Annotated in this window: 22 protein-coding genes; 10 read left to right on the top strand and 12 right to left on the bottom strand. The window is 48.8% G+C overall.

Going from position 1 to position 23,398, the window contains the following annotated elements:
- Positions 1-19: 19 nt before the first annotated feature.
- Positions 20-1,021: a sensor domain-containing diguanylate cyclase gene (locus NO559_RS09120; RefSeq protein WP_258331508.1), complete on the top strand. Its 1,002-nt coding sequence runs from the start codon at positions 20-22 to the stop codon at positions 1,019-1,021.
- On the opposite strand, the gene NO559_RS09115 is transcribed toward NO559_RS09120, so the two are convergent.
- The 4 genes from NO559_RS09115 to htpG form a co-directional block, all read right to left on the bottom strand.
- The gene (locus tag NO559_RS09115) at positions 1,018-1,872 is read right to left on the bottom strand and encodes an alpha/beta fold hydrolase (RefSeq protein WP_258331507.1); all 855 of its coding nucleotides are present in this window, start codon (positions 1,870-1,872) and stop codon (positions 1,018-1,020) included. The two genes, NO559_RS09120 and NO559_RS09115, sit on opposite strands and share 4 nt — an antisense overlap.
- 2 nt (positions 1,873-1,874) lie before the next feature.
- Positions 1,875-2,348: a phosphohistidine phosphatase SixA gene (gene sixA, locus NO559_RS09110; protein WP_258331506.1), complete on the bottom strand. Its 474-nt coding sequence runs from the start codon at positions 2,346-2,348 to the stop codon at positions 1,875-1,877.
- Positions 2,349-2,366: 18 nt separating this feature from the next.
- Positions 2,367-3,383: an NAD(P)H-dependent glycerol-3-phosphate dehydrogenase gene (locus NO559_RS09105; protein ID WP_258331505.1), complete on the bottom strand. Its 1,017-nt coding sequence runs from the start codon at positions 3,381-3,383 to the stop codon at positions 2,367-2,369.
- A gap of 135 nt (positions 3,384-3,518) precedes the next feature.
- A complete protein-coding gene (gene htpG, locus NO559_RS09100; RefSeq protein ID WP_258331504.1) occupies positions 3,519-5,444 on the bottom strand; it encodes a molecular chaperone HtpG in 1,926 nt (641 codons plus the stop codon).
- 170 nt (positions 5,445-5,614) lie between these two features.
- On the opposite strand from htpG, the gene NO559_RS09095 reads away from it, so the two are divergent.
- A complete protein-coding gene (locus NO559_RS09095; protein ID WP_258331503.1) occupies positions 5,615-6,484 on the top strand; it encodes a DMT family transporter in 870 nt (289 codons plus the stop codon).
- Between the two features lie 23 nt (positions 6,485-6,507).
- On the top strand, positions 6,508-6,855 hold the full coding sequence (locus NO559_RS09090) for a HopJ type III effector protein (protein WP_258331502.1): 348 nt from the start codon (positions 6,508-6,510) through the stop codon (positions 6,853-6,855).
- Positions 6,856-6,871: 16 nt separating this feature from the next.
- On the opposite strand, the gene NO559_RS09085 is transcribed toward NO559_RS09090, so the two are convergent.
- Both NO559_RS09085 and NO559_RS09080 read right to left on the bottom strand, forming a co-directional pair.
- Entirely contained in the window at positions 6,872-7,195 is a 324-nt protein-coding gene (locus NO559_RS09085; RefSeq protein WP_258331501.1) for a helix-turn-helix transcriptional regulator, read from the bottom strand.
- The gene (locus NO559_RS09080; RefSeq protein WP_258331500.1) at positions 7,195-7,623 is read right to left on the bottom strand and encodes an SRPBCC family protein; all 429 of its coding nucleotides are present in this window, start codon (positions 7,621-7,623) and stop codon (positions 7,195-7,197) included. Before NO559_RS09080 ends, NO559_RS09085 begins: the two co-directional genes overlap by 1 nt.
- Before the next feature lie 294 nt (positions 7,624-7,917).
- On the opposite strand from NO559_RS09080, the gene NO559_RS09075 reads away from it, so the two are divergent.
- The 4 genes from NO559_RS09075 to NO559_RS09060 all read left to right on the top strand — a co-directional run bounded on the left by NO559_RS09075 (position 7,918) and on the right by NO559_RS09060 (position 12,988).
- Positions 7,918-10,029, top strand: coding sequence for a TonB-dependent receptor (locus NO559_RS09075; protein ID WP_258331499.1), 2,112 nt, complete (start codon positions 7,918-7,920; stop codon positions 10,027-10,029).
- 20 nt (positions 10,030-10,049) lie between these two features.
- A complete protein-coding gene (locus tag NO559_RS09070) occupies positions 10,050-11,144 on the top strand; it encodes a PepSY domain-containing protein (RefSeq protein ID WP_258331498.1) in 1,095 nt (364 codons plus the stop codon).
- Positions 11,145-11,566: 422 nt separating this feature from the next.
- Positions 11,567-11,965 carry a PA2779 family protein gene (locus tag NO559_RS09065; RefSeq protein ID WP_258331497.1) on the top strand — a complete coding sequence of 133 codons (399 nt, stop codon included), beginning with the start codon at positions 11,567-11,569 and terminating at the stop codon, positions 11,963-11,965.
- Between the two features lie 3 nt (positions 11,966-11,968).
- Positions 11,969-12,988 carry a PA2778 family cysteine peptidase gene (locus tag NO559_RS09060; protein WP_258331496.1) on the top strand — a complete coding sequence of 340 codons (1,020 nt, stop codon included), beginning with the start codon at positions 11,969-11,971 and terminating at the stop codon, positions 12,986-12,988.
- A gap of 28 nt (positions 12,989-13,016) precedes the next feature.
- On the opposite strand, the gene NO559_RS09055 is transcribed toward NO559_RS09060, so the two are convergent.
- Positions 13,017-14,192, bottom strand: coding sequence for an MFS transporter (locus NO559_RS09055; protein WP_258331495.1), 1,176 nt, complete (start codon positions 14,190-14,192; stop codon positions 13,017-13,019).
- A gap of 272 nt (positions 14,193-14,464) precedes the next feature.
- Between NO559_RS09055 and NO559_RS09050 the strand changes: the two genes are divergently transcribed.
- From NO559_RS09050 to NO559_RS09040, 3 genes are all read left to right on the top strand, one after another.
- Complete coding sequence (locus tag NO559_RS09050; RefSeq protein ID WP_258331494.1) at positions 14,465-16,357, top strand: DUF885 family protein; 1,893 nt, start codon at positions 14,465-14,467, stop codon at positions 16,355-16,357.
- Positions 16,358-16,506: 149 nt separating this feature from the next.
- A complete protein-coding gene (locus NO559_RS09045) occupies positions 16,507-17,190 on the top strand; it encodes a spermidine synthase (protein WP_258331493.1) in 684 nt (227 codons plus the stop codon).
- A gap of 139 nt (positions 17,191-17,329) precedes the next feature.
- On the top strand, positions 17,330-18,046 hold the full coding sequence (locus NO559_RS09040; RefSeq protein WP_258331492.1) for a YebC/PmpR family DNA-binding transcriptional regulator: 717 nt from the start codon (positions 17,330-17,332) through the stop codon (positions 18,044-18,046).
- A 58-nt stretch (positions 18,047-18,104) separates the two neighbouring features.
- Here NO559_RS09040 and NO559_RS09035 read toward each other — a convergent pair whose 3' ends face one another.
- The 5 genes from NO559_RS09035 to lpdA all read right to left on the bottom strand — a co-directional run bounded on the left by NO559_RS09035 (position 18,105) and on the right by lpdA (position 23,368).
- The gene (locus NO559_RS09035; RefSeq protein WP_258331491.1) at positions 18,105-18,302 is read right to left on the bottom strand and encodes a lipopolysaccharide assembly protein LapA domain-containing protein; all 198 of its coding nucleotides are present in this window, start codon (positions 18,300-18,302) and stop codon (positions 18,105-18,107) included.
- Between the two features lie 36 nt (positions 18,303-18,338).
- Positions 18,339-19,541 carry an HD-GYP domain-containing protein gene (locus tag NO559_RS09030; RefSeq protein WP_258331490.1) on the bottom strand — a complete coding sequence of 401 codons (1,203 nt, stop codon included), beginning with the start codon at positions 19,539-19,541 and terminating at the stop codon, positions 18,339-18,341.
- Between the two features lie 134 nt (positions 19,542-19,675).
- Positions 19,676-20,548 carry a succinate--CoA ligase subunit alpha gene (gene sucD, locus NO559_RS09025; RefSeq protein WP_258331489.1) on the bottom strand — a complete coding sequence of 291 codons (873 nt, stop codon included), beginning with the start codon at positions 20,546-20,548 and terminating at the stop codon, positions 19,676-19,678.
- Positions 20,548-21,714: an ADP-forming succinate--CoA ligase subunit beta gene (gene sucC / locus NO559_RS09020; RefSeq protein ID WP_258331488.1), complete on the bottom strand. Its 1,167-nt coding sequence runs from the start codon at positions 21,712-21,714 to the stop codon at positions 20,548-20,550. Before sucC ends, sucD begins: the two co-directional genes overlap by 1 nt.
- A 217-nt stretch (positions 21,715-21,931) precedes the next feature.
- Entirely contained in the window at positions 21,932-23,368 is a 1,437-nt protein-coding gene (gene lpdA, locus NO559_RS09015; RefSeq protein ID WP_258331487.1) for a dihydrolipoyl dehydrogenase, read from the bottom strand.
- Between the last annotated feature and the right edge of the window lie 30 nt (positions 23,369-23,398).

Here is a 23,398-nt window from a genome sequence, read left to right as displayed (position 1 = left end):
TATGCTTACTGAAATTCTTTTGGCGACAACCAGCTTTGCCCTAGGTATAGCCGCCACTGTGCTGATCAGCCAGCGTAAGACGCAGCGACAACGCGCCAGCCAACCATCAACAACCGACAGCCAACTCAAAAAAGAAGAGCTGGAACGCAACCGCAGAGCCCACTACTTTGCCCAAGTTGGCACCTGGGACTGGGAAATTCATGCCGATAGGTTGCACTGGTCAGACGAAATCTACGCCATGTTTGGCTATAAAGTCGGCGAATTCACCCCCAGCTATCAAAAATTTATTGATGCACTGCACCCCGACGATGTGAGCAGCGTACAAAGTGCCGAACAAGCCTGTATGAAAGGCGACAAGCACTATGAAATTGAATACCGAGTAGTACACCCCGATGGCAGCATACGCTGGCTGTACGAGTCGGGAGATGTACTATTTGATGACAATGGCAAGCCCGAACGCTTTACCGGCATAGTGCGCGACATCACCCGCTCTAAAAAGGCCAATGATCGCTTTCGCGAAATGGCCCACTACGACAGCCTTACCAGCCTGCCCAATCGCGAGCTATTCAACCAGCGCATTAACGACGCCATTGCTAGATCAAAACAGCAAAGCAAGACGCTAGCGTTGGTATTTATGGACTTAAATCAATTTAAACCGATTAACGACCAACACGGCCACAGCACTGGCGACAAAGTATTACAAGCACTAGGGCAAAGGCTAAAGTGCTCCACCCGCAGCATAGATACAGTCGCCCGTGTAGGTGGCGACGAGTTTGTGGCTATTTTAGAAAACGTTAACAAAGAAGAAGCGCTAAAAATTGTAGAGAACTTGCGCGCGCTATTTTTACAACCCATAGCCATAGGCCCCCAACTCTTTACCTTAGGGGTAAGCATAGGTATTAGTCTATGCCCCGATGATGCCAGCGATGCCGACTCATTAATACACATCGCCGATATGGCTATGTACCAAGCTAAAAAAAGTGGCAGCAACCAAATACGCTTTGGCCAAACCAAAAACTAAGCGCTAAACCCTTGGTAAAATTGCTGAGCACGCTGGGCAATCAACTCAGCCTGCTGCTCCATATGAAAGTGATGATTACCCGGTAATATTTCATAAACTATATGCGGGTATTGCTGCAAACGCTCAACCGCTCCCTCGCGCACCACAAAGCCCCGCTCGGCCAACAATAATAATGCGGGCATGGTAATCGCCTTCAGCATGGCGTCGCTATGCTCTGGGGATAATCGTATCGCCGAGGCTAAACGCAGCTTAGGGTCAGCTACCCAGGTATATTTACCCGCCACCTTTTTTACCCCGCGCTCAACAATTTTTTGCACCGCCGCCTCACTCATATCTGCCGCCTTTAAGCGCGCTTTAATAGCATCCTCTAGACTGTTATAGCTGGGCATCTTTTTATCGGGCTTGCGATAACCGTTTAAAAAATCTGCCAATAACTGCGGACTGTTTTGCAAATCAAACTTGGGGGGAAATATGCCATCCAACATCAACAAGGACAGTACCCGCTCAGGCATGGCGGCCGCCAATAACACGCTCATAATAGCGCCACGAGAATGGCCCATTAAATGAAACTGCTGCCAACCCAGGGCATCGGCCACCGCTAAAATATCCAGCAGGTCATCCCAAATATTATAAGTAGCTTGTTGCTGCTTGTGATCGCTAAAACCGTGCCCGGGAGAATCCAGCGCCACTATATGACACTGCGGCAAACGCGCCGCCAACTCATCAAAGCTATTGGCATTATCCAGCCAACCGTGCAGGGCGATTACTTTTACCGCCGCGTCTGCGTGCCACTCTTTAGCAGCCAACTGATAAGCATTAACGTGAAAACGCTGCTCTTGCACCACCGCCATAACTACTCCCTAGCAAACTCTGGTGCATGGCGCAGCCAGCGCAACTCACCGCAGCCCGGCAGGCCGTGTTTATTTTCTACGCAGGCCATACTGGCAGGCGCCATGGCAGGACCGTAGCCATTAGGCTCGGTCATATAAGCCACCAAGTCACTCACTAAGGGCTGATGACTCACCAACAAGACACGCTGCAGGCCGCTGCGATGAATAAAGTCAAACACAGACTTAAGATCGGACTCTGGGGTGAGCATATCCAGACTAACTATTTGTAAATCGGGCAAGCTGGTTAACAACTGCTGCGCAGTTTGTTGCGCGCGCACATAGGGGCTAACCCATAGCGCGTCAAACTGTAGACCTAACTCAGCCAGGCAAGCACCGGCACGCAAGGCATCCGCTTTGCCGCGCTCAGTTAAATTACGGCTGGCGTCACTGGTAGCATAACCTTCGGCTTGGCCGTGACGCAGTATGACGATTTCCATAAGCTAGCCCTTAAAAACTTACTGTACGGTAAATTCCACATCGCGGTTTTGCTCTGAAAACATCATCGCCCCCACCACTTCTTTAATGGTTTTTTTATTGTAAATCACATCATATAGCGCCGACACCAGCGGCATATAAATCCCCAGCTCATCGGACTGCTGCTTAATCAGCTTTAAGGTATTGACCCCTTCAGCGACCTGCCCCAACTCGGCGACTATATCATCCAGCGCTTTACCTTCGCCCAACTGATAACCCACTCGGTAGTTACGACTTAGGGGTGACATACAAGTAGCAATTAAATCACCTACCCCAGCCAAGCCTAAAAAGGTCATAGGGTCAGCGCCTTTATGCACCGCAAAGCGGCTCATTTCAGCCAGGCTGCGGGTCATTAACATGCTAATGGTATTTTGGCCGGTACCCATAGCGGCAGCCATGCCTGAAATAATGGCGTAAATATTTTTTAAGGCACCGCCTAACTCCACACCAAACACATCATTGCTGGCGTACACTCTAAATGTGCCGCTGTGCAATAAGGTTTGTATGGTTTCGTTTAACTCATCATCTTCGCTGGCTATCACTGTACCGGTAATTTGGCCTGCGGCAATTTCCTTAGCGAGGTTGGGGCCGCTTAATACGCCTATACGTGCCTGGGGAATTTCTTCTGCCAACACCTGGCTCATCAGCTTAAAATTTTCAGGCTCTATGCCCTTGGTAGTGCTAATCAAAATACAGCCATCGGCTATATGTGCAACTAACTCTTTAGCCACCGCCCGGGAAGAGCTACTGGGCACGGCCATAAACACAATCTCGCAGCCCTGTACCGCCGCTGCTAAATCGGTACTGGCCTGTAACTGTTCATTTAGAGGGTAGTCGGGCAGGTAACTGCGGTTAATATGTTGCTGATTAATTTCATCGGCACGCTGGTCGTTGCGCATCCACAAACACACGGAGTGACCATTATTGGCCATAATATTGGCGATAGCAGTACCAAAACTACCACCGCCCAACACGGCAACTTTTGAGGGTTTAAGCATAGTTTTTATATCAAACCTTAGACGGGTGTTTTATCGTTATCATATTATAGCTGCTATAGCCCCTTAGGCGGTATATAGCAGGCCCATAAAAAAACGGCGACCTTAAGGCCGCCGTTTTTTGTTTAGAGTACCGTTTTAGTTACTTAACTCTAGTATTAGCTTGTTTAAACGGTGTACAAACGAAGCAGGATCATCAAGCTGCGCGCCCTCTGCTAAGTGCGACTGATCAAACAGTATCTCTACTAAGTCAGCAAAGCGATCTTCATCTTGCTCAGCATCCAGTTTTTTCACCAACGAGTGCTCGGGGTTAAGCTCAAAAATAGGCTTGGACTCAGGCACTTTTTGCCCTGCCTGCTCTAAGATACGACGCATTTGCGCCCCCATATCTTGCTCGCCCACCACCAAGCACGCAGGCGACTCGGTTAAGCGGTTAGTGACCCGCACTTCCTCTACCTTGTCAGCCAATACGGTTTTAACACGCTCGATTAAATCTTTATTTGCGGTTGCTAGCTCTTCCTGCTCTTTCTTGTCGTTTTCATCTTCCAACTCGCCAAGGTCTAGCTGCCCTTTGCCCACGTCGTGGAATTTCTTGCCATCAAATTCCATTAAGTGACCCATTAACCACTCGTCCACGCGATCCGACAACAACAACACTTCTATGCCTTTTTTACGGAACACTTCCAAATGCGGGCTGTTTTTAGCAGTGGTGAAGTTTTCACCCGCCACATAGTAAATATCTTTTTGGCCTTCTTTCATGCGGCCTATGTAATCTTCCAAAGACTGATCTTGCGCTTCCACATTGGTGTGGGTGGTGCTAAAGCGGAATAACTTGGCAATTTTTTCTTTGTTGGCAAAATCTTCAGCTGGGCCTTCTTTTAATACCTGACCAAACTCTTTCCAAAACTCAGCGTATTCTTCCGGCTTGTTCTTAGCCATTTTCGACAGCATGTCTAATACACGCTTGGTTAAGGCCGATTTCATAGAATCCACAGCAGGGTCTTGCTGTAAGATTTCACGCGAGACGTTTAATGATAAGTCGTTGCTATCTACCACACCTTTAATAAAGCGCAAGTACATAGGCAGGAACTGTTCAGCGTCATCCATAATAAAGGTGCGCTGTACGTAAAGCTTTAAGCCACGGCTGGCATCGCGGTTCCACATATCGAAAGGTGCGCGCTTAGGCACATATAATAGGCTGTTGTACTCCAGCTTACCTTCTACTTTGTTGTGACTCCAAGTGAGTGGCTCTTCAAAATCGTGCGACACTAACTTGTAAAACTCTTTGTATTCTTCGTCTTTTACATCAGCGCGCGAGCGTGTCCACAAGGCTGTGGCGTTGTTGATGGTTTCAAATTCTGGCGCTTTGTTTTCTTCTTTTTTCTCTTCTTCACCCTCTTCAGCAGGTGCAGCCATATCTTGCTTTTCCATCATTACCGGTAGCGCAATATGGTCAGAGTATTTTTTCACTATAGAGCGTATGCGCCAGCTATCGGCAAAGTCTGCGTCGTCTTCGCGCAGGTGCAAAATAATGGTGGTGCCTCTATCGGCTTTCTCTATAGTCTCTACGCTAAAGTCAGCTTCGCCCTCTGACTCCCAGCGTACCCCCTCGGCCTTATCTAAACCGGCGCGACGGGTTAACACCTCTACCCGCTCGGCCACTATAAAGGCTGAGTAAAAGCCCACACCAAATTGGCCGATCAGATGTGAATCTTTCTTTTGGTCGCCGCTAAGCTTGCTTAAAAATTCAGCAGTACCCGATTTGGCAATAGTACCTAAGTGGTTGATCACGTCTTCTTTTGACATACCTATGCCGTTATCGGCGATGGTGATGGTTTTGGCATCTTTATCAAAAGTGATAGTAATTTTAAGATCGGGGTCGTTCTCATACAGCGAGCCATCGGCCAGAGCTTCAAAGCGCAGCTTATCGGCGGCGTCTGAGGCATTGGAGATTAATTCACGCAGGAAGATCTCTTTGTTGGAATAAAGAGAGTGAATCATCAACTGTAATAATTGCTTGGCTTCGGTTTGAAAGCCTAAAGTTTCTTTTTCTGCTGTTGCCATGGTTAACATGCTCCTAAACCACTGATCATTTATTAACCCCCTCGCCACGCAAGAGGCATTTTAACTCGCTTGCAAGGGATATGAGGGCTGGCCTGAGGATTTCAAGGGGCGAGCGCCGAAGAAAAACGCTATAATTATTCCTGTTTTATCCCCTAGCCCTTAGGAAATACGTGTCCAATAACAACAGCGCCCCCAACAATAAACTGGCCCTAGGCATTAGTCTGGGTATCATCACCGTACTGATTGCCAGTACCGTGGGCGCGGTGGGCAAACACATAGGCAGTGACGTCAACGCCTCGGCCATCGTATTTTTTCAGTACTTTTTCTGCCTGCTGTGCTGCCTGCCCTGGCTGCTCAAGCACCGTTTAGCTGGCCTTAAAACCCAGCATCCCTGGTTACACACCATTCGCAGTCTGGGCGGCCTAGTTGGTTTTTATGTGTACTGGCTGGCCCTGCAATACATCCCCCTAGTGGATACCACCCTGCTGAGAAACGCCGCGCCGCTGGTAGTCCCCATCATCATCTTTTTTTGGCTGGGCTTAGGCATACCCAAAACGCGCTGGTTGCCGCTAATCATAGGCTTTATAGGCATTAGCGTGATTTTGCGCGCCGGCCAGCACGGCATTAGTGGCTGGCATATATTTGGCCTGTTATCGGGCGTAGGCTTAGCTATATCCATGGTCTCTACCAGTTTGCTCAGTAAAACCGAGCCCAGCGGGCGCATACTGTTTTACTACTTTTTTATCTCACTGCTATTTGTGACCCCCTATTTTATTTATGAATACCGTTCCATACCCTCTCACGCTTGGCCATGGTTAATATATATAGGCTTAGCCATGTACCTAAGCCTGCACCTATACACTACCGCCTTTGCCTACGTTAAACCCTCTATATTAGCCCCCACCAGCTACTTCTCGGTGGTATTTGCCGGGCTATTAGAATGGCTGATCTGGGGCCACATACCCGATGGCTGGACACTGCTGGGCATAGCCCTGGTGGTACTGGGCGGGCTGCTGATTTTACGTTTTGGCAAAGAATAATTTAGCTTTTAAAAGGAGACCCCATGTCTTTAACAACCTTACTACAACAACTACAGCAAGCGCCCAACAGCGTAGAGTTTGACCAAGTCATGGCCGTGATTGCCGAACATTACGATTACAGCCCTACCCGCTTTAGCAACGGCCCAGAGCTTATTAACGAGGCTGGCAGCAATGAAGGCTCCTGTAAAATTTTTGCCTTTGCCCAGTTAAACAACTTAGATCCAGCCCAAACCCTGGCCTGCTTTGGCAAATATTATAGAGACGATGTGCTACAGCATCCCGAAGCTAACGACCACGGCAATATACGAGCATTTATGCTGCATGGTTGGGATGGGATTACATTTGAAGGAGAAGCTTTGCTTGCGCGCTAGTGCAAGCAAAGCCTATTTAAGGCTTATCACTCCCATCTTCCAGCAGTGCCTTTAAGTCTTGTAAGCGCTGATCCCACTGACGCTCCAGCTGCGCAATAAATTGCCGCGCAGCTGTTAGCTTTTCCACCTCTAAGGCCACCACCGTCTCTCGCCCCTTGGGGATAAGCTGCACTAGCTCCGCCGACACCAGCACCTGCAATTGCTTGCGGGCACCTTGACGAGTCACTCCTAGGTTTTTGGATAACTCACCAATGGTATAGGTAGAACCGCTGGCAAGCCGGGTGACTATCTGCAGCCGCAGCGGATCACCCAGTGCCTTATAGATTTCAGCCTCTCTCATTATGCAGCGGCAAAATATTTTATTAGGCGGCCCAGCATAAAGTCCCAACCGCCAGAGTTTTCTGTGTACGCTTCGGCCGGCAAAGCGGCAAAACCCGACTCTATGAGGGTAAGCTTACACTGCCCATGAGCCTGCTCCTGTATGCGAAACTCCACTAGAGTATTAGGCACAGTCAGCACATCACCTAAAAAATTATTAGCGCCGGGCACCCAGCGGTAGGCAAAATATTCATAGGGGTTGGCAGCAACAATATACACTTGGCTTTTACCGTACTCACCAAAACCAAAAACGGGCTGCTCGCCCACCTTATAATCGCCTTCTAGTGTTTCTGGGAACCACAACACTAACTGTTCGGGCGTAGCTATCGCGTTATAAACCCGCTCTTTCGTGGCATTAATAATAATTTCACGCTGTATTACATCCTGCATGCTGACCTCCCTCTTATGGGATGACTATTAGACATACGGCAAGTAAAGCAGCACCTCAAACAATATACAACCAATTAGTTGCATATTGTTTACCTCTTAATAAACAACCGCCTTTGTCTATCAAGGCGATGGCTAAACTAAGGCGCTCGCAACAACACACAGCAACTTCGCCCACCCAAAACCACTATAAAACAACAAGCTACAGCAACAACACTATTGATAATCATTATCATTAGCATTACCATGCAGACCTTTGAACCTCATCATACTCAACCAGACCAAAGAGAACTTGCTATGCGCCACCCAGCCGGCCTACCCACTACAGCGCTGATCCTATCTTTTACCACTCCCCTTGCCGCCCCCTTTGCCAGTGCAGCAGGCAACGAACGTGTGGAAGAAATGGTGGTGACTGCCAGCCGTACCGCTAAGCCCTTAAGCACCATACCCAATACCGTTACCATCATTAACCAAGCGGATTTAAACCAGCAGCTGGCGGTAAACAATGACCTCTCTACCGTGCTGGGCAATTTGATCCCCAGCTTTACCCCCAGCCGCCAAAAATTGACCAGCGCCGGTGAAACCCTGCGCGGCCGCAGCCCGCTGTACATGGTGGACGGCGTGCCACAATCCAACCCCCTGCGCGATGGCGGCCGCGATGGCCACACCATAGACCCTTCCGTCATCGAGCGGGTAGAGGTGATACACGGGGCCAATGCCATACACGGTCTGGGGGCTTCGGGCGGCATTATTAACCTAATCACCAAAAAGCCCACTCAAGAGCTACAACAAAGCATACGGGTAGAAAGCTATTTTCAAGAAGAAGATATTAGCGACAGCCTGGGCTACGGCCTTAACTACGGTTTTTCTGGCAGCGCGGGCGATGTGGATATGATCGCCAGCTTGGGTTATCGCAACCAGGGTTTAGCCTATGATGCCAACGACAACATCATAGGTTTTGACAACACCCAAGGCGACACCATGGACTCCGAAACCCATAATGCCTTTATCAAAATCGGCTACAACTGGGATGAGCAACGTTTAGAGTTCACCGCCAACCGCTATAAAGTTGCCGGTAATAATGACTGGACCTCCGTAGCGGGCAGCGTTACTAATGGCATAGCCACCACGGCTATAGAACAAAAAATGGAGGGTGACTCAACCAGCAATAAAGTAACCTTGCTCAGCCTTAATTACAGCAACGAAAATATACTGGGGCATCAACTGCGGGTGCAAGCCTTTAGCCAAGACTTTGCCGGTACTTACGGCGGCGGCGTATTCGCAAGCTTTCAAGACCCAGCCTACGGCAGCGATATTTTTGATCAATCACAAAATAATTCAGAAAAATACGGTTTAAAAATTACCGCGATTAAAGACCAACTCGCCGGCCTGCCTATTAACCTAGTTTACGGCGTAGACTTTTTTAGCGACACCACCTACCAGCAACTAGTGCAAACCGGCCGCAAGTGGGTACCCGATACCGAATACAAAAACTATGCCCCTTACCTGCAAATGGAATTTACCGGCATAGAACAATTAACCGTGACCGCAGGCATACGTCACGAAAAATCTGAGCTTAAAGTAGATGATTTCACCACCCTGTTTAGCTACGGCAGCCAGTCGGTACAAGGTGGTAACCCTGAATTTTCCGAAACGCTATACAACCTAGGGGCTAAGTACAGCCTCAATGATAACTGGCGCGTGTTTGGCAATTACTCCGAAGGTTTTTCTATGCCCGATGTAGGCCGAGTATTGCGCGGTATTAGCGAGGCCGGCCAACAGGTTGACAGCTTTTTAGAGCTAGAGCCCATAGTGGCACAAAGCAGAGAAGCCGGGCTGGAATATGGCAATCAATCTATTACCGCCCAGATTACCTACTACCAGTCGGAGTCCGATTTTGGCCAACGCTTGCAGCTTAACGCCGATGGTCAGTACCTGATTAAACGCGAGCGCACAGAGGTGAATGGTGTAGAAACACGCGTACAATGGTTTGCCACTCAAGCAGATACCCTAGGCCTGCGTTATGCCTACACCGAGGGTGAGTACGATTCCGATGAAAGCGGCAGCGTCGATACCGACTTGGACGGTGCCAATATTGCCCCCAACCGCCTCAACCTAAGCTGGGACAGAAACTGGAGCGCCGCCCTTAGCACCCGCTTGCAAATCAATCACCTGTATAACCGTAACTTTAAAGATTTGGATGGGGTTAGCTATGCCAAGTTTAAGGGCTACACCACCGCTGATCTCAGTGCCAACCTAGAGTCATCGTTAGGCACCTTTACCCTAGGTGTGCAAAATCTAACTAATGAAGATTACTTTAGTTACTACTCGCAAACCGTCGGTAACGATGAGCGTAACTTTAAAGGCTTGGGCCGCAGCTATAGCATCGGCTATCATCGCGCCTTTTAACTTTTAAGGCTTTACTCCCCATGCGGCAAACCATGTTCACCCTACATAAATACTGCGGTTTGCTGCTGGGGGCAATTATTGCCCTTATAGGCCTCAGCGGCAGCCTGCTGGTATTTGATCACGCCTTAGATGAAATCCTCACCCCGCAACTGCAGGAGCCAGCCCAGCAGCCTGCGGCCAAATTGCAGCAAGTGCTCACCGCCGCCAAAGCGGCAGTGCCCGCAGACGCAATAGCCACTAGGATTTATTTAGCCAGGCAAGCTGGCTCGCCTCACACTGTTAGATTTAACGGCCCGCCGCCCGCTAATGCACGGCTGGAAGTCAGCGTCGGCCCCAGCACCGCACAAGTGTTAGCTGTGCGAGAGTGGGGTTACTACCCCATGAGCTGGCTATATCGTTTTCATTACACTTTATTATCCGGCCACAATGGCGAAATCGTCGTGGGCATAATGGGCTTGGTGTTATTATTTTTTAGTATCAGCGGCGTTATTTTATGGTGGCCGCGCCGCCGTGGCCGCTGGCATCAGGCGCTGCGTATTAACCGGCAGGCCAGCACCACACGATTTTTTTGGGACTTGCACAGAGTCATAGGCGTAGCCAGCGTGCCAGTATTAAGCTTGTGCGCTATTACCGGTATCGCCATGATCTTCCCCAAACCCACGGCGGCCATTATTAATAGTGTTGCCCCTATCACCAGCAAACCCAGCTACACGGTTAGCCCCCAAGGCCAGCAACTGCCGCTGGATAGCCTACTAGCAAATGCCAAAGCCGCGGTACCCAATAGCGAAATAAAACGCATTTTTTTACCGCAACAAGCGCAACATAGCCTGCGCCTAAGCGCCAACTTTACCGGCGAGCCCTGGACCAACCACGGTGCCAGCTCCATTTGGTTAAACCCCTATACGGGTGTAGTGCTGGGTACTTGGGATGCAAGCCAGGCCCCCATAGGCAATAGTATTTTAACGTGGGTATTCCCCTTGCATAACGCCGATGCGCTGGGGCTGGCCGGACGCATACTCTGGCTATTAGTAGGCACCCTACCCGCCTTTTTATTTTTTACCGGCACGTATTTATGGTGGCGCAAATGGAGCCGCCGCCGTTCAGTGAAGCACTAATAGCAATAACTGAAACTAGCTTTTGGATTCCGGCTAAAAACATGCCGGAATGACCAATACCATCCAGCAACTACGTACTCGTCGCACTGGCGCAAGCCGCTGTCCATAGCGATAGCAGCAACTGAGACAAACGCCTGGATTGCAGCCACAAGCATGGCGGAATGACTGCCCTCAGCAACAGGACGAATATTTAGCATCGCTCACACAGCACACTGCCCACTCAACAAGCCGCGCACTCGTCACACCGGCGTATGCCGGTGTCCATAGCGATAGCAGTAATTGAACTATGGCTAAAGCCATACCACTCTGTGACGTGGCTAACAAACCATTAGCAACTACACTACAGGAACAACTTATTGCGGTAATATTTAGCCAGCTAATCAACATCGCCAATAAGCAATCAAAATTGTGGAGAGACAACTATGCAAAATTTACTCGATAGTAAAATGTTAAAAAAATGCTTAATCGTTTTAATTATGCTTAGCGGCTTAATTGGCGCTCATACCCAAGCTACCATGGTACCTACCAGCACGGTGATCCACTCAGAGGGCTTAAACTATAGCCAACAGCAATTACAGTCAGCCCTAGCCAGTGATGAACTTAAACAGCAACTGGAAGACTTAGGCGTAGACCCACAACAACTAAACGACCGCATCGCCAGTTTAACCCCTGCCGAAATTCAACAACTAAACGAGGAGTTAGCGCAGCAACCAGCAGGCGGCATTGTCGGTGTATTACTCACTATTTTTATCGTCTTTATTATTACCGATATGCTGTGTGCCACCGACGTATTCACCTTTGTAAAATGCATTAATAAATAATTTATGCCCTGCTATTTATCCCGCTTAGCGCAGGTTGGCAAGAGCCTATTAGCTTTAAGCCTCTGCGCTTTAACGGCCTGCACTGGCATAGCCATAGATAAAAACAACCCTCGCTATAGCCAACTTGCCCGTAGTTATGAAATTAAAGGCCTACCGCATCATCCACAAATTAATGACCAGTGCGGCCCCGCCTCGTTAGCAACTATGTTAGGGGCGCAGGGCATAAACGCCAGCCCCGAACAATTGCGCGATAAAATATATATACCCGGCAAAGAAGGCGCAGTAACCACCGAGATGGTGGCGCGAGCCAGACGCTATGGTTTATTAGTTTACCCACTAAAGCCCGATTTAAACGCTGTGCTAACCGAGATTAACGCAGGCAACCCGGTACTCATTATGCAAAACCTAGCCTTTGATTGGCTGCCGCGCTGGCATTTTAGTGTGGCTATGGGCTACGACTTAAACCAACAAACTATCAGCCTGCGCTCAGGGGATAAGTTAAAACATGAGGTGAGTTTTGATTTATTTGTTAAAACCTGGCGTCGCGCTAACTCATGGGCAGTGGTTATCAAACAGCCGCAGCAACTACCTGCAACCGCTAGCGCAACTGAGCTTATACAAGCAGCCAATCATCTAGAGCAAGTCGGGGAAGTACAGGCCGCCTTAGCGGCCTATCAAGCCGTATTAAACGCATGGCCCCAGCAAACGCTGGCAAATTTTGCTGCGGGTAACGCAGCCTATGCACAGGGTAACTATGCTCAAGCGCAACAATATTACGCTGCCTATTTACAAGCACAGCCGCTAGCCTCGCAGGGCTGGAATAATCTTGCTTATACACTGCAAAAACTCAACTGCCCAGTGCAAGCCAAACAAGCTATTGAGTGCGCGCTGGCCATCAAACCAACAGATAAAAATTTACAGGCCAGCCTCAAAGAAATACAAAACCATTCTGCAGCCGCAATAAAAGTAGAAGCTAAAACACTATCACAATGCCAACTTAACTCCTGCCCACAGTTAAATTAAAAACGCTGAAATTTTAGTATTTTTTTAGCTAGACCTTTTTACCCAAGCCGCCCCTAAACCACCACACTAAGCAAAAACATAAAATACTGCTTAGCGCCAATGCCCACACAAAGCCCTGCGGGTCTGACCATTTCATAGCGTAGCCTGAAATACTGGGGCCTAACAAAGTACCGCCCGCATACATCATAATAAAACCAGAATTAGCAGCGGCTAACTCATCACCATTAAAGCGGTGGCCTATGCCGATAATACCGGCGGTATAAATCCCTATCGCTACCCCGCCCCACACAAATACCATAGGCCACAGCAGCCAAGGGTTATGTATGGTAAAGGGTAACAAGAGTGCCGCAGCAGCACAGAGCAAGGTCACCATTAAAAACACATTGCGCAAACTAAATTTATCGGCGCAACGGCCTATCACTGGCTGCAAAACCACACTGCCAATTACAAATACACTGAGCATAACCATGGCATCTTGCACGGGTAAATTGATGTGTATGCCGTAGATATGCAGCAGAGCATAAACCGAGACTTCGACAAAGCCCGCCGTAAAACCAATAATATAAAGCACCGGTGACTGCCGCCCTATGTGCCAAAAGCCATAGTTATCGTGGCCAGCAAAATCTATCTCTATTTGCCCCAAATAATACAGCGGTATAGCCGACACCAACACAATAGCTATACCTATGTAAAAAGGCAGCAAGCCTTCACTGCCTACTAACATTAAAATAATAGGCCCCAAAGCAAAGCCCACCGCAAAAAAACAGCCGTATAAACCCATAATGCGGCCGCGGTTATGCTCTTCAGCTAGAGCGTTAATACAGGTTTCGCTAATTACCCACACCAGGCATATACCCAAGCCTAAAAAATAGCGATAAAAAAACCAGCTAAACATATCTTGGCTATGGGCCAAACTAAACAAGGACACAGCAATAATAGCTATGCCTATATACATTAATATCACCGAGTTTATACGCGACATTAATTTAGGTACAAACGGCCCCACCGTTAATATCGCTACGGCAGTCATAGCCGAGTGCATGCCTATAATGTCAGTGCCATAACCACGGGCGTCCATAATTAGCGACAGCAACTGTAAGCTCATGCTAATGGTGGTACCCACCACCATTACGCTAATTAAAATGGCGATTAAACTGCGCGGGTAATTGGCCTTGTCGTTTATGGGGCTATCGCTAGTGTACATACAGTGCTTATTCACGAAGATAAAAGGGCAAATAGTATACGATAAATATAATAGTTATTGCTTATATTTTGAGAAATTATGGATCTTCTGCTAATTATTAAGCTTGATATTAATATTATTAATCAATGCTAGGCTAAGAGCCTCACCATGCACTATGGCCAATAAAAAAACTAACCAAGGCTATAGTATTGAGGTTTATACCACCCTATACGTCACTTAATTAACCGCACGTGTAACACCGCTATACCACCCAATGAAACAGGACTCACGCTATGCGCCCCATAAAAACCTTGCTCAGCCTCGCTATTGCTACCGGCCTTGTTGCCTGCACGGACCCTAGTGCAACTACACCCCCACTAACACCGAAAACCAGTTCACCCTTAGGCGCTGAGCAGCAAATGCAAAATACTGCCTCGGCGGCTTTTTTAGCGATGATGGATGAATATAGCAAAACCCTATTACGCCTAGCGCCCACACTAGCAACCAGCTTGGGAGTTACTGAAGACTACTTAGGTATCAAATTTAATGACAAGCTAGGGGATTATTCCGTTAACAGCATCGCTACCGCTAAAGCCTTGCGCGCCCGCATGGCTGCGGATTTAAGCAAAATAAATAGAGCCGCGCTAAGTGGCACCGCGGCCACCACCTACGATGTAGTCGCCGCATCGCTAGCGATGACAGAAAAATTTGAGCCCTATGTTTTTGGCGGCTTTAGCCCGCTCAATATATTTACCCCCTACCCGGTTTCACAACTATCAGGCATACATATAGAGCTACCCCGCGCTTTGCAAACCGAACACCCGCTTAACAATGCCAACGATGTAGAAGATTATTTAACCCGCTTAAGTCTATTAGGGCCAGCGCTTAGCGAGCACGCCGACGTGGTGCGCTTTGACGCCAAGCAGGGAGTAACCCCGCCGCAATTTGCCATTCAAGGTGCGCTCAATGTGATCGCCAGCATGACTAAACCCGCCGCTGCCGATAACCCCTTGGCCAGCTCACTAGGCAGCCGCTTAACAGCCGTTACCGAAATCACCGCCCAGCAACGCGCCACCTATGTGGCTAGAGCGGCAACAATTATCAACGATAAGGTTTACCCCGGATATGCAGCACTGGCTGCAGCGCTACAAGAAATCTTGCCCCAAGCGCAAACTGAAGCGGGTATCTGGGCGCTGGCCGACGGTGAAAAACGCTACCAGCTGGCGCTACAAAATTATGGCGCAGGTGATAAAACCCCAGAGCAAGTTCACCAATTAGGCTTAGCAGAAGTTAAACGCATACAAGGGGAAATCGACAGCCTATTAACATCCCTAGGCCGCAGCGAAGGCGATGTGATGACTCGCTTTATCGCCATGACTGAGGAGCCCTCCTTTCTCTACCCCAACACCGACGCCGGCCGGCAAAAACTATTAGCCGACTTAAACAAGCAAATGCAAACGGTAGAAGCTTTGCTACCCAATATTTTGCTCACCCTGCCCAAAGCCAGTGTAGAGGTGCGACGCATAGCCGAGTACGAACAAGACAGCGCCCCCGGCGGTTATTACACCAGCCCCAGCTTAGATGGCTCGCGCCCCGGAATTTATTGGATCAACCTAAAAGACACCGCCGACTGGCCCCGTTTTTCACTACCCACATTAACCTATCACGAGGCCAGCCCCGGCCATCATTTGCAAACAGCTATAGCGCAAGAAATTAAAGATATGCCCATGATACGCAACACCTTATGGTTTAGCCCCTACGGTGAAGGCTGGGCACTGTATGCCGAGCTGCTGGCCAAAGAGTTAGGTTTATATAAAGATGACCCCTATGGCGATTTGGGGCGTTTGCAGTCCGAACTGTTTCGTTCGGCGCGCCTAGTAGTCGATACCGGCCTACACTATAAAAAATGGAGCCGCGAACAAGCCATAGCGTGGATGCACAAAAACACCGGTGAAAGCGTGGCAGCGGTTACCCGCGAAATTGAGCGCTACTCGGTATGGCCGGGCCAGGCCACCTCTTACAAAATGGGTCAAATTCGCATACTAGAGCTACGTGCCCTGGCAAAACAAAAATTAGGCGCGCAATTTGATTTGCGCGAGTTTAATGATCAAGTGCTGATACACGGGGCCGTGCCCTTAGCCGTGCTAAGCAACAACATCAATGCATGGATAAACAGCAAGTTGTAAATCCTAGCCGCCGCAAAGCCTGTAGCAGTGATATTAGCCCACCAAAAGATACCGGCTTAGCCGCATAACTATGCTAAAGTGCGCGCCTGTTTGGCGCTTACTGCGCTTCTCAACACTATCAATAGCTACATCCTTTATTGGGCCACATTATGATTCCATGGGTTGCACTAGGCACCGCACAAATTCCTAATCAGGGTGGCGAATTAAAACTGTCGCGACGCGGTGATGAGTTTTCTATACGGCTGTCGGGCATACGTGGCGAGTTAATGAATAGCCGCGTTTATAACTCCGAGCAAGTACTTGCCCAGCTGGGCTGCGCCCATATTAACAACAGCGATCAGGCCCAAGTTTTAGTGGGCGGCTTAGGCATGGGTTACACCTTAGCGGCTGCCCTACAAGCCGTTAACAGCAACTCACAGGTTACCGTGGCGGAACTGATACCCGAGGTAGTGAGCTGGAACCAAGGGCCGCTGGGGGAATGTGCCGGCAACCCCTTACAAGACAGCCGCAGCAAGGTACACGTGGGTGATGTGGCGGAACTGCTTAAAGGCCAACAACAGGCTTACGATGCCATTTTATTAGATGTGGATAACGGCCCCGAAGGCTTAACCCACAGCGATAATAATTGGATTTATTCAACTGCTGGCTTAGACGCTATTTATAACAGCTTGCGCCCCGAAGGCATGGCCGCAATATGGTCAGCCGGGCCTGACTCCTTATTTGTGATACGCCTAAAAAAAGCAGGCTTTAAAGTAGAGGTGCGCACCGTACGCGCACGCCCGGGCAAGGGCAGTCGCCATACTATTTTTCTAGCTAAAAAACCTTGGCGTTAAGCAAGCCGCATCCGGCTGCAAGCGGCAGCTGACTGCCGCAAGCTTGGCCGCCCTAAGAGCCGGTTAAGCTTGGGGGAAACAATTCCATCTTGGCGTTATCTTCGCTAAAATCGCACTTTTTATCTCTCGGAGCATACCCATGGGCAGAGCCTATCAAAACCGTAAAGATTCTATGGCTAAAACCTCTGATGCCAAAGCCAAGGTCTATAGCCGCTACGGCCGCGAAATTTATGTATGCGCCAAAGCGGGCGGCTGCGAGCCAGAGGGTAACCTCGCCCTGCGCGGCCTGATAGAGCGCGCTAAAAAAGACCAAGTGCCCAGCCACGTTATAGAAAAAGCCATACAAAAAGCCAAGGGCGGCGGCGGTGAAGATTTTGCCCCGGCCATTTACGAAGGCTACGGCCCCGGCAGCACCATGGTGATGATAGAGTGCCTTACCGACAACCCCAACCGCACCTTTGGTGATGTGCGCCTGTGTTTTACCAAAACCAAATGCAAAATAGGCACCCAAGGCAGCGTTAGCCATATGTTTGACCACAGTGCTATTTTTGTTTTTAAGCACGACGATGAAGAGGCGGTGCTAGAAGCCTTAATGATGGACGATGTGGACGTCAGCGACCTAGAGCATGAAGACGGCCTGATGACCGTTTTTGTACCCCATACCGAATACTTTAAAGCCAAGCAGGCCTTAGAAAACAGCTTTGAGGGTATAGATTTTGAGGTGGCAGAAATTCAATACCTGCCACAAGTCACCGCCCCTATCGACGCGGAAGCGCTGCCCATGTTTGAAAAGTTTTTAGAGATGGTCAATGACCTAGATGACGTACAAAACGTTTATCACAACGCCGAACTATAAATAACTTATGCTAACCCCGCATCAGCACAACAGCGCTGCGCGGGTTTAGCCGTTCACATTAGTGACGCTTTATTACCCTACCCCATTTGGCCCAGCCATAGCCCACCGCCAGCCCCAATAAGAACACCAGCAATAATAAAATCACCCGCGGCAAACTCACACTCCACAGTAAAAAATTGAGCTCTACCATTGCTAGGTTTTGTAATAGTAGCAACGCGAATAAAACTAACAGTAGCCCTAGTAATAAACGTAGCATGGCGGCACTCCTCTATTGTTAAAACAAAAAATCAGCTTATGCAGGTTGCCAGAGGTCTGCTAAATTTTTAAAGCCCCATTGTTCGGCATCTTCCAAACCCACTATGCGATCCTTACAACGCGTTGCCGCCAGGTCTAATAACTCCACCGCTATAGGCCCCTTGGGCTTGATCGCAAAAAACACTTTTACTTTGGGGGCCAGTAACTTGCCCTCACTCTGCTCCACCACCACGGCCAGGCGGTTGGACTCTAGCTTTACTAATGCGCCTATGGGGTAAATACCTATGATTTTTATAAAGGCTTGCAAAATTTGGGGATCAAAATGCCCCTGCCAAGAGATCATCCGCTTTAGCGATAGCGCTGGGTCCCAGCCCTCTTTATAGGGCCTAGTTGAAGTCACCGCATCATAGACATCACAAATGGCTGACATGCGTGCCAGCAGGCTAATATCCTCGCCTTGCAAACCCTCGGGGTAACCTGTGCCATCAAACTTTTCATGGTGATGCAGCACTATATCCAGCACCTCGGGGCTAATATTGCTGTTATCTTGCAGCAATTTATAACCTTCTAAGGGGTGGTTTTTTACCACCGCAAATTCTTGATCCGTTAACTTGCCGGGGTTATTGAGTATGTCTAAAGGGATAGCAGCCTTACCTAAGTCGTGCATTAGGCCCCCCACCCCCGCGGTACTCACCTGCTCTTCGCTCAAGCCTAGCTCGCGGGCCAGCGCTATCATCATGGCGCATACCGCCACCGAATGCATATAGGTGTAATCATCACAGGTTTTTAGCCTAGCCAAGGTAATTAAAGTGTCGGGGCTGCTGACCACTGACGTCGAAATTTCATCTACCAAGGGCTGCGCCGTTTCTACGCTGACCACCTTACCCATGCGCGCATCTTCAAACATACTGGTAATAGCTTGTTTAGAAGACTCGCAAATAGCCTTGGCGCGCCGCCATTCGGCCGCTTTACTGAGTTTCTTAACTGCTGGCGCTTCGGTGGCGGCCGGGGCGGGCGATTGCTCTGGCTTTAAGGCAGCGGTGGCTAGAGGCTCTATATCCAAGCCCTTAGCCGTGTCTATCACCACTTCGCTCACACCACTTTGGATAATGGTTTGTATATCTTTAGGGTCTGCAAGTAAGAAGGCACTGCGCCAAAAAGGGTGCTGCATCCATGAACCACACAATTTATGCAAATACATGCCAACCACAAGCTTGCTGGAGGGTATCGTTTTTAACATTATTATCACTGCGTTGTTAAACCTAAACCCAGTGTAGCAAAGCATCGCCAAGCTGAAAGTTTACACGCCATAAAACTAACAGGTACAAAAAAGGGCGCTAAAAAGCGCCCTTCTCTACTATGCACTTGGCAATATTACCAACCGGTAATTTCTGCCAAGGCTTCGCCTATATCAGCCAAGCTGCGTACGGTTTTAACACCGGCATCTTGTAAGGCTGCAAATTTCTCATCAGCAGTACCTTTACCGCCAGAGATAATCGCGCCCGCATGGCCCATGCGCTTACCGGCAGGTGCAGTAACACCCGCAATGTAAGACACAACAGGCTTAGTGACATTGGCTTTGATGTAAGCCGCTGCTTCTTCTTCTGCAGTACCGCCTATCTCGCCTATCATCACAATGGCTTCAGTAGCAGGGTCTTCTTGGAACAACTTCAAAATATCGATGAAGTTTGAGCCAGGAATTGGGTCGCCGCCTATACCTACACAAGTAGACTGACCAAAGCCAGCATCGGTAGTTTGCTTAACCGCTTCATAGGTCAAAGTACCTGAACGCGATACTATGCCTACTTTACCCGGCAAGTGTATGTGACCGGGCATGATGCCGATTTTACATTCACCCGGGGTGATAACACCTGGGCAGTTAGGGCCGATTAATACCACACCTAACTCATCACACTTCACTTTACACTCAAGCATATCCAAAGTAGGAATGCCTTCGGTAATACAAACGATAAGCTTAATGCCACCGTTAGCTGCTTCTAAAATAGAATCTTTACAGAAAGGCGCAGGTACATAGATAACAGAGGCGTCAGCACCAGTAGCTTCTACCGCTTCTGCAACTGTGTTAAATACCGGCAAACCTAAGTGCTCTTGGCCGCCTTTGCCTGGCGTAACACCACCAACCATTTTGGTGCCGTAGGCTATCGCTTGCTCTGAGTGGAAAGTACCTTGTGAACCGGTAAAGCCCTGGCAGATAACTTTAGTGTCTTTATTAATTAGGACGCTCATTATTTGCCCTCCGCTGCTTTAACTGCTGCATCTGCAGCTTCTTTTAAGCTGTTAGCAGCAATAATATTTAAGCCACTTTCCGCTAAGATTTTTGAACCTAGTTCTGCGTTGTTGCCTTCTAAGCGCACAACTACGGGCACTTCAACGCCTACTTCTTCAACGGCACCGATAATGCCTTCAGCGATTAAGTCACAACGTACGATACCGCCAAAGATGTTAACTAAAACCGCTTTTACTGAATCGTCAGAAAGAATGATTTTAAACGCTTCCGAAACGCGCTCTTTAGTGGCACCGCCACCTACGTCTAGGAAGTTAGCAGGTTGGCCACCGTGTAGTTTAACGATGTCCATAGTACCCATAGCCAGGCCAGCACCGTTAACCATGCAGCCTATGTTACCTTCTAGGGCGACGTAGTTAAGTTCCCACTGGGCCGCTTGTGCTTCGCGTGCATCTTCCTGTGAGGGATCGTGCATAGCGCGTACCGCTTCTTGGCGGTATAGGGCGTTGCCGTCTACACCAATTTTGGCGTCTAGGCAGTGTAAGTTACCTTCATCGGTAATAACCAAGGGGTTAACTTCGATTAGGGCTAAATCTTTATCTTGGAATAATTTTGCCAAGCCTAAGAAGATGTGTACAAACTGCTTAACCTGTACGCCTTCTAAACCCAGTTTAAAAGCTAACTCACGGCCTTGGTATGGCTGTGCGCCAGTCATGGGGTCGATTTCTGCTTTGAGAATTTTCTCAGGAGTTTCTTCCGCAACTTTCTCAATCTCTACACCGCCTTCGGTCGAAGCCATAAATACGATGCGACGAGTAGAGCGATCAACAACCGCACCTAAGTACAGCTCTTGCGCGATATCGGTACAAGTCTCTACCAAAATCTTAGAAACAGGCTGACCATTTTCGTCAGTTTGATAAGTCACTAAGTTTTTGCCTAACCATTGCTGTGCAAATGCTTTAATGTCTTCTTTGTTATCTAATAACTTTACGCCACCCGCTTTACCGCGGCCACCGGCGTGAACTTGGGCTTTAACTACCCACTTGTCACCGCCTATGCGATCAGCTGCCTGAGCAGCTTCTTCGGGCGTATCACAGGCGTAGCCTTTTGATACAGGTAACCCGTATTCAGCAAACAGTTGCTTGCCTTGATACTCGTGAAGGTTCATGTTGATTTACCATTTTGGTCTGTGGATTGATGCAGCTACCGATCACTTAAAATCATTAAGCTCGGGCTACTCCAGTTATTGTACTGCTCTACATTAATGACTCTTAAAGAGAGCAGTAGCAAAATGTGGGGACGTATTCTGGCTAATTTTAAAGCAGTGCGCAAATACTTTACTGCAGGGCTGTTAAATAAGCTTTAACAGCCCACAACCCCCTGAATTACTTACGCTTTTTCTTGTTGGGTATGTGTATGGCATGGCCCGCTACCGCTAGTGCCGCCTCATGTACCGCTTCAGACAAGGTAGGATGGCCAAATACCGTCAAGCCTATATCTTCAGCGCTAGAGCCAAACTCCATAGCAATAACCACCTGCTGCACTAAATCGGCAGCGCTGGGGCCTACAATATGGCAACCTAGGATACGGTCTGTTTCCGCATGAGCAATCATTTTAACCAGGCCAGCTGTTTCATTAGCCGCCATGGCTCTGCCGCTAGCCGCAAAGGGGAACATACCCACGTTATAGGGTACACCATCGGCTTTTAATTGCTCTTCCGTTTTACCTACCGCAGCCACTTCGGGGTGAGTATAGATAACACCGGGGATAGTCTCGTAGTTCATCGCGGCTTTTTGGCCTACGATGCGCTCGGCCACCATTACGCCTTCTTCCGAACCTTTGTGTGCCAACATAGGGCCACGCACTACATCACCTATGGCGTAAACACCGGGCACTGCCGTTTCGCAGTAGTCGTTAACAAAAATAAAGCCACGCTCATCTAAAGACACACCACTATCGGCAGCCAACAGGCTTTGACTTTGCGGCTTGCGACCTACGCAAACAATTAGCTTATCAAATACTTGCTGCTTTTCGCCTTCAGCATCGCTGTAGGTAACAGTTACCTCTTTACCTTTAACTTCGGTACCGGTTACGCGTGCGCCTAGGCGTATATCCAAGCCCTGCTTGCTGAGAATTTTTTTCGCTTCTTTGGCAATTTGCTTATCCATAGCGGGTAAGAAATCGTCCAAGGCTTCTAACAATACCACCTCTGAACCTAAACGGCCCCAAACACTGCCCAACTCTAAACCTATAACACCGGCACCGATTACACCTAAACGCTTGGGAGTTTCACTAAACTCTAAAGCGCCGGTTGAATCAACGATAACATCCTGATCTACAGGCGCGGGGGGAATTTCTACCGGCAGTGAGCCCGCAGCTATTACAATATTGCTGGCCTCTAATACCTCTACCGAACCGTCGGGCTTAGTAACCTCAACTTTTTTACCCGCCAAAACCTTGCCAGCACCTTCCATGACATCCACGCCATTAGCTTTAAATAAGCCGCCTATGCCGGTGGTAAGCTGCTTAACAATAGCGTCTTTCCTGGCGATCATGGTGGGCACGTCTAGCGAGACATCCTTGGCACTGATACCGTGTATATCAAAGTCGTGCTTAGCTTCGTGATATTTATGGGTGCTATCTAATAAGGCCTTAGAGGGTATACAGCCCACATTCAAACAGGTGCCGCCTAGGCCTATAGTGCCTTGCTTGCTTTTCTCTTTTTCTATACACACTGTTTTTAAGCCTAGCTGTGCTGCGCGTATCGCGGCAACATAACCCGCCGGGCCCGACCCAATAACTACTACATCGTAATTAGCCATAATATTTCCCATATTTACCGCTCTGTAACT

Origin of the sequence: Dasania sp. GY-MA-18 (assembly GCF_024734385.1) — a bacterium.
Classification (GTDB): Bacteria; Pseudomonadota; Gammaproteobacteria; order Pseudomonadales; family Dasaniaceae; genus Dasania; species Dasania phycosphaerae.
The sequence above is the reverse complement of the archived record's forward strand: the minus strand, read 5'-3'. Positions and strand labels throughout refer to the sequence as shown.

Excerpts from the sequence above, each read along its gene's own strand:
- NO559_RS09115 (WP_258331507.1), bottom strand. The coding sequence starts at position 1,872 with ATGGCGGTGGTGCAAGAGCAGCGTTTTCACGTTAATGCTTATCAGTTG.
- sixA (WP_258331506.1), bottom strand. The coding sequence starts at position 2,348 with ATGGAAATCGTCATACTGCGTCACGGCCAAGCCGAAGGTTATGCTACC.
- NO559_RS09105 (WP_258331505.1), bottom strand. The coding sequence starts at position 3,383 with ATGCTTAAACCCTCAAAAGTTGCCGTGTTGGGCGGTGGTAGTTTTGGT.
- htpG (WP_258331504.1), bottom strand. The coding sequence starts at position 5,444 with ATGGCAACAGCAGAAAAAGAAACTTTAGGCTTTCAAACCGAAGCCAAG.
- NO559_RS09090 (WP_258331502.1), top strand. The coding sequence starts at position 6,508 with ATGTCTTTAACAACCTTACTACAACAACTACAGCAAGCGCCCAACAGC.
- NO559_RS09085 (WP_258331501.1), bottom strand. The coding sequence starts at position 7,195 with ATGAGAGAGGCTGAAATCTATAAGGCACTGGGTGATCCGCTGCGGCTG.
- NO559_RS09080 (WP_258331500.1), bottom strand. The coding sequence starts at position 7,623 with ATGCAGGATGTAATACAGCGTGAAATTATTATTAATGCCACGAAAGAG.
- NO559_RS09075 (WP_258331499.1), top strand. The coding sequence starts at position 7,918 with ATGCGCCACCCAGCCGGCCTACCCACTACAGCGCTGATCCTATCTTTT.
- NO559_RS09070 (WP_258331498.1), top strand. The coding sequence starts at position 10,050 with ATGCGGCAAACCATGTTCACCCTACATAAATACTGCGGTTTGCTGCTG.
- NO559_RS09065 (WP_258331497.1), top strand. The coding sequence starts at position 11,567 with ATGCAAAATTTACTCGATAGTAAAATGTTAAAAAAATGCTTAATCGTT.
- NO559_RS09060 (WP_258331496.1), top strand. The coding sequence starts at position 11,969 with ATGCCCTGCTATTTATCCCGCTTAGCGCAGGTTGGCAAGAGCCTATTA.
- NO559_RS09055 (WP_258331495.1), bottom strand. The coding sequence starts at position 14,192 with ATGTACACTAGCGATAGCCCCATAAACGACAAGGCCAATTACCCGCGC.
- NO559_RS09050 (WP_258331494.1), top strand. The coding sequence starts at position 14,465 with ATGCGCCCCATAAAAACCTTGCTCAGCCTCGCTATTGCTACCGGCCTT.
- NO559_RS09045 (WP_258331493.1), top strand. The coding sequence starts at position 16,507 with ATGATTCCATGGGTTGCACTAGGCACCGCACAAATTCCTAATCAGGGT.
- NO559_RS09040 (WP_258331492.1), top strand. The coding sequence starts at position 17,330 with ATGGGCAGAGCCTATCAAAACCGTAAAGATTCTATGGCTAAAACCTCT.
- NO559_RS09035 (WP_258331491.1), bottom strand. The coding sequence starts at position 18,302 with ATGCTACGTTTATTACTAGGGCTACTGTTAGTTTTATTCGCGTTGCTA.
- NO559_RS09030 (WP_258331490.1), bottom strand. The coding sequence starts at position 19,541 with ATGTTAAAAACGATACCCTCCAGCAAGCTTGTGGTTGGCATGTATTTG.
- sucD (WP_258331489.1), bottom strand. The coding sequence starts at position 20,548 with ATGAGCGTCCTAATTAATAAAGACACTAAAGTTATCTGCCAGGGCTTT.
- sucC (WP_258331488.1), bottom strand. The coding sequence starts at position 21,714 with ATGAACCTTCACGAGTATCAAGGCAAGCAACTGTTTGCTGAATACGGG.
- lpdA (WP_258331487.1), bottom strand. The coding sequence starts at position 23,368 with ATGGCTAATTACGATGTAGTAGTTATTGGGTCGGGCCCGGCGGGTTAT.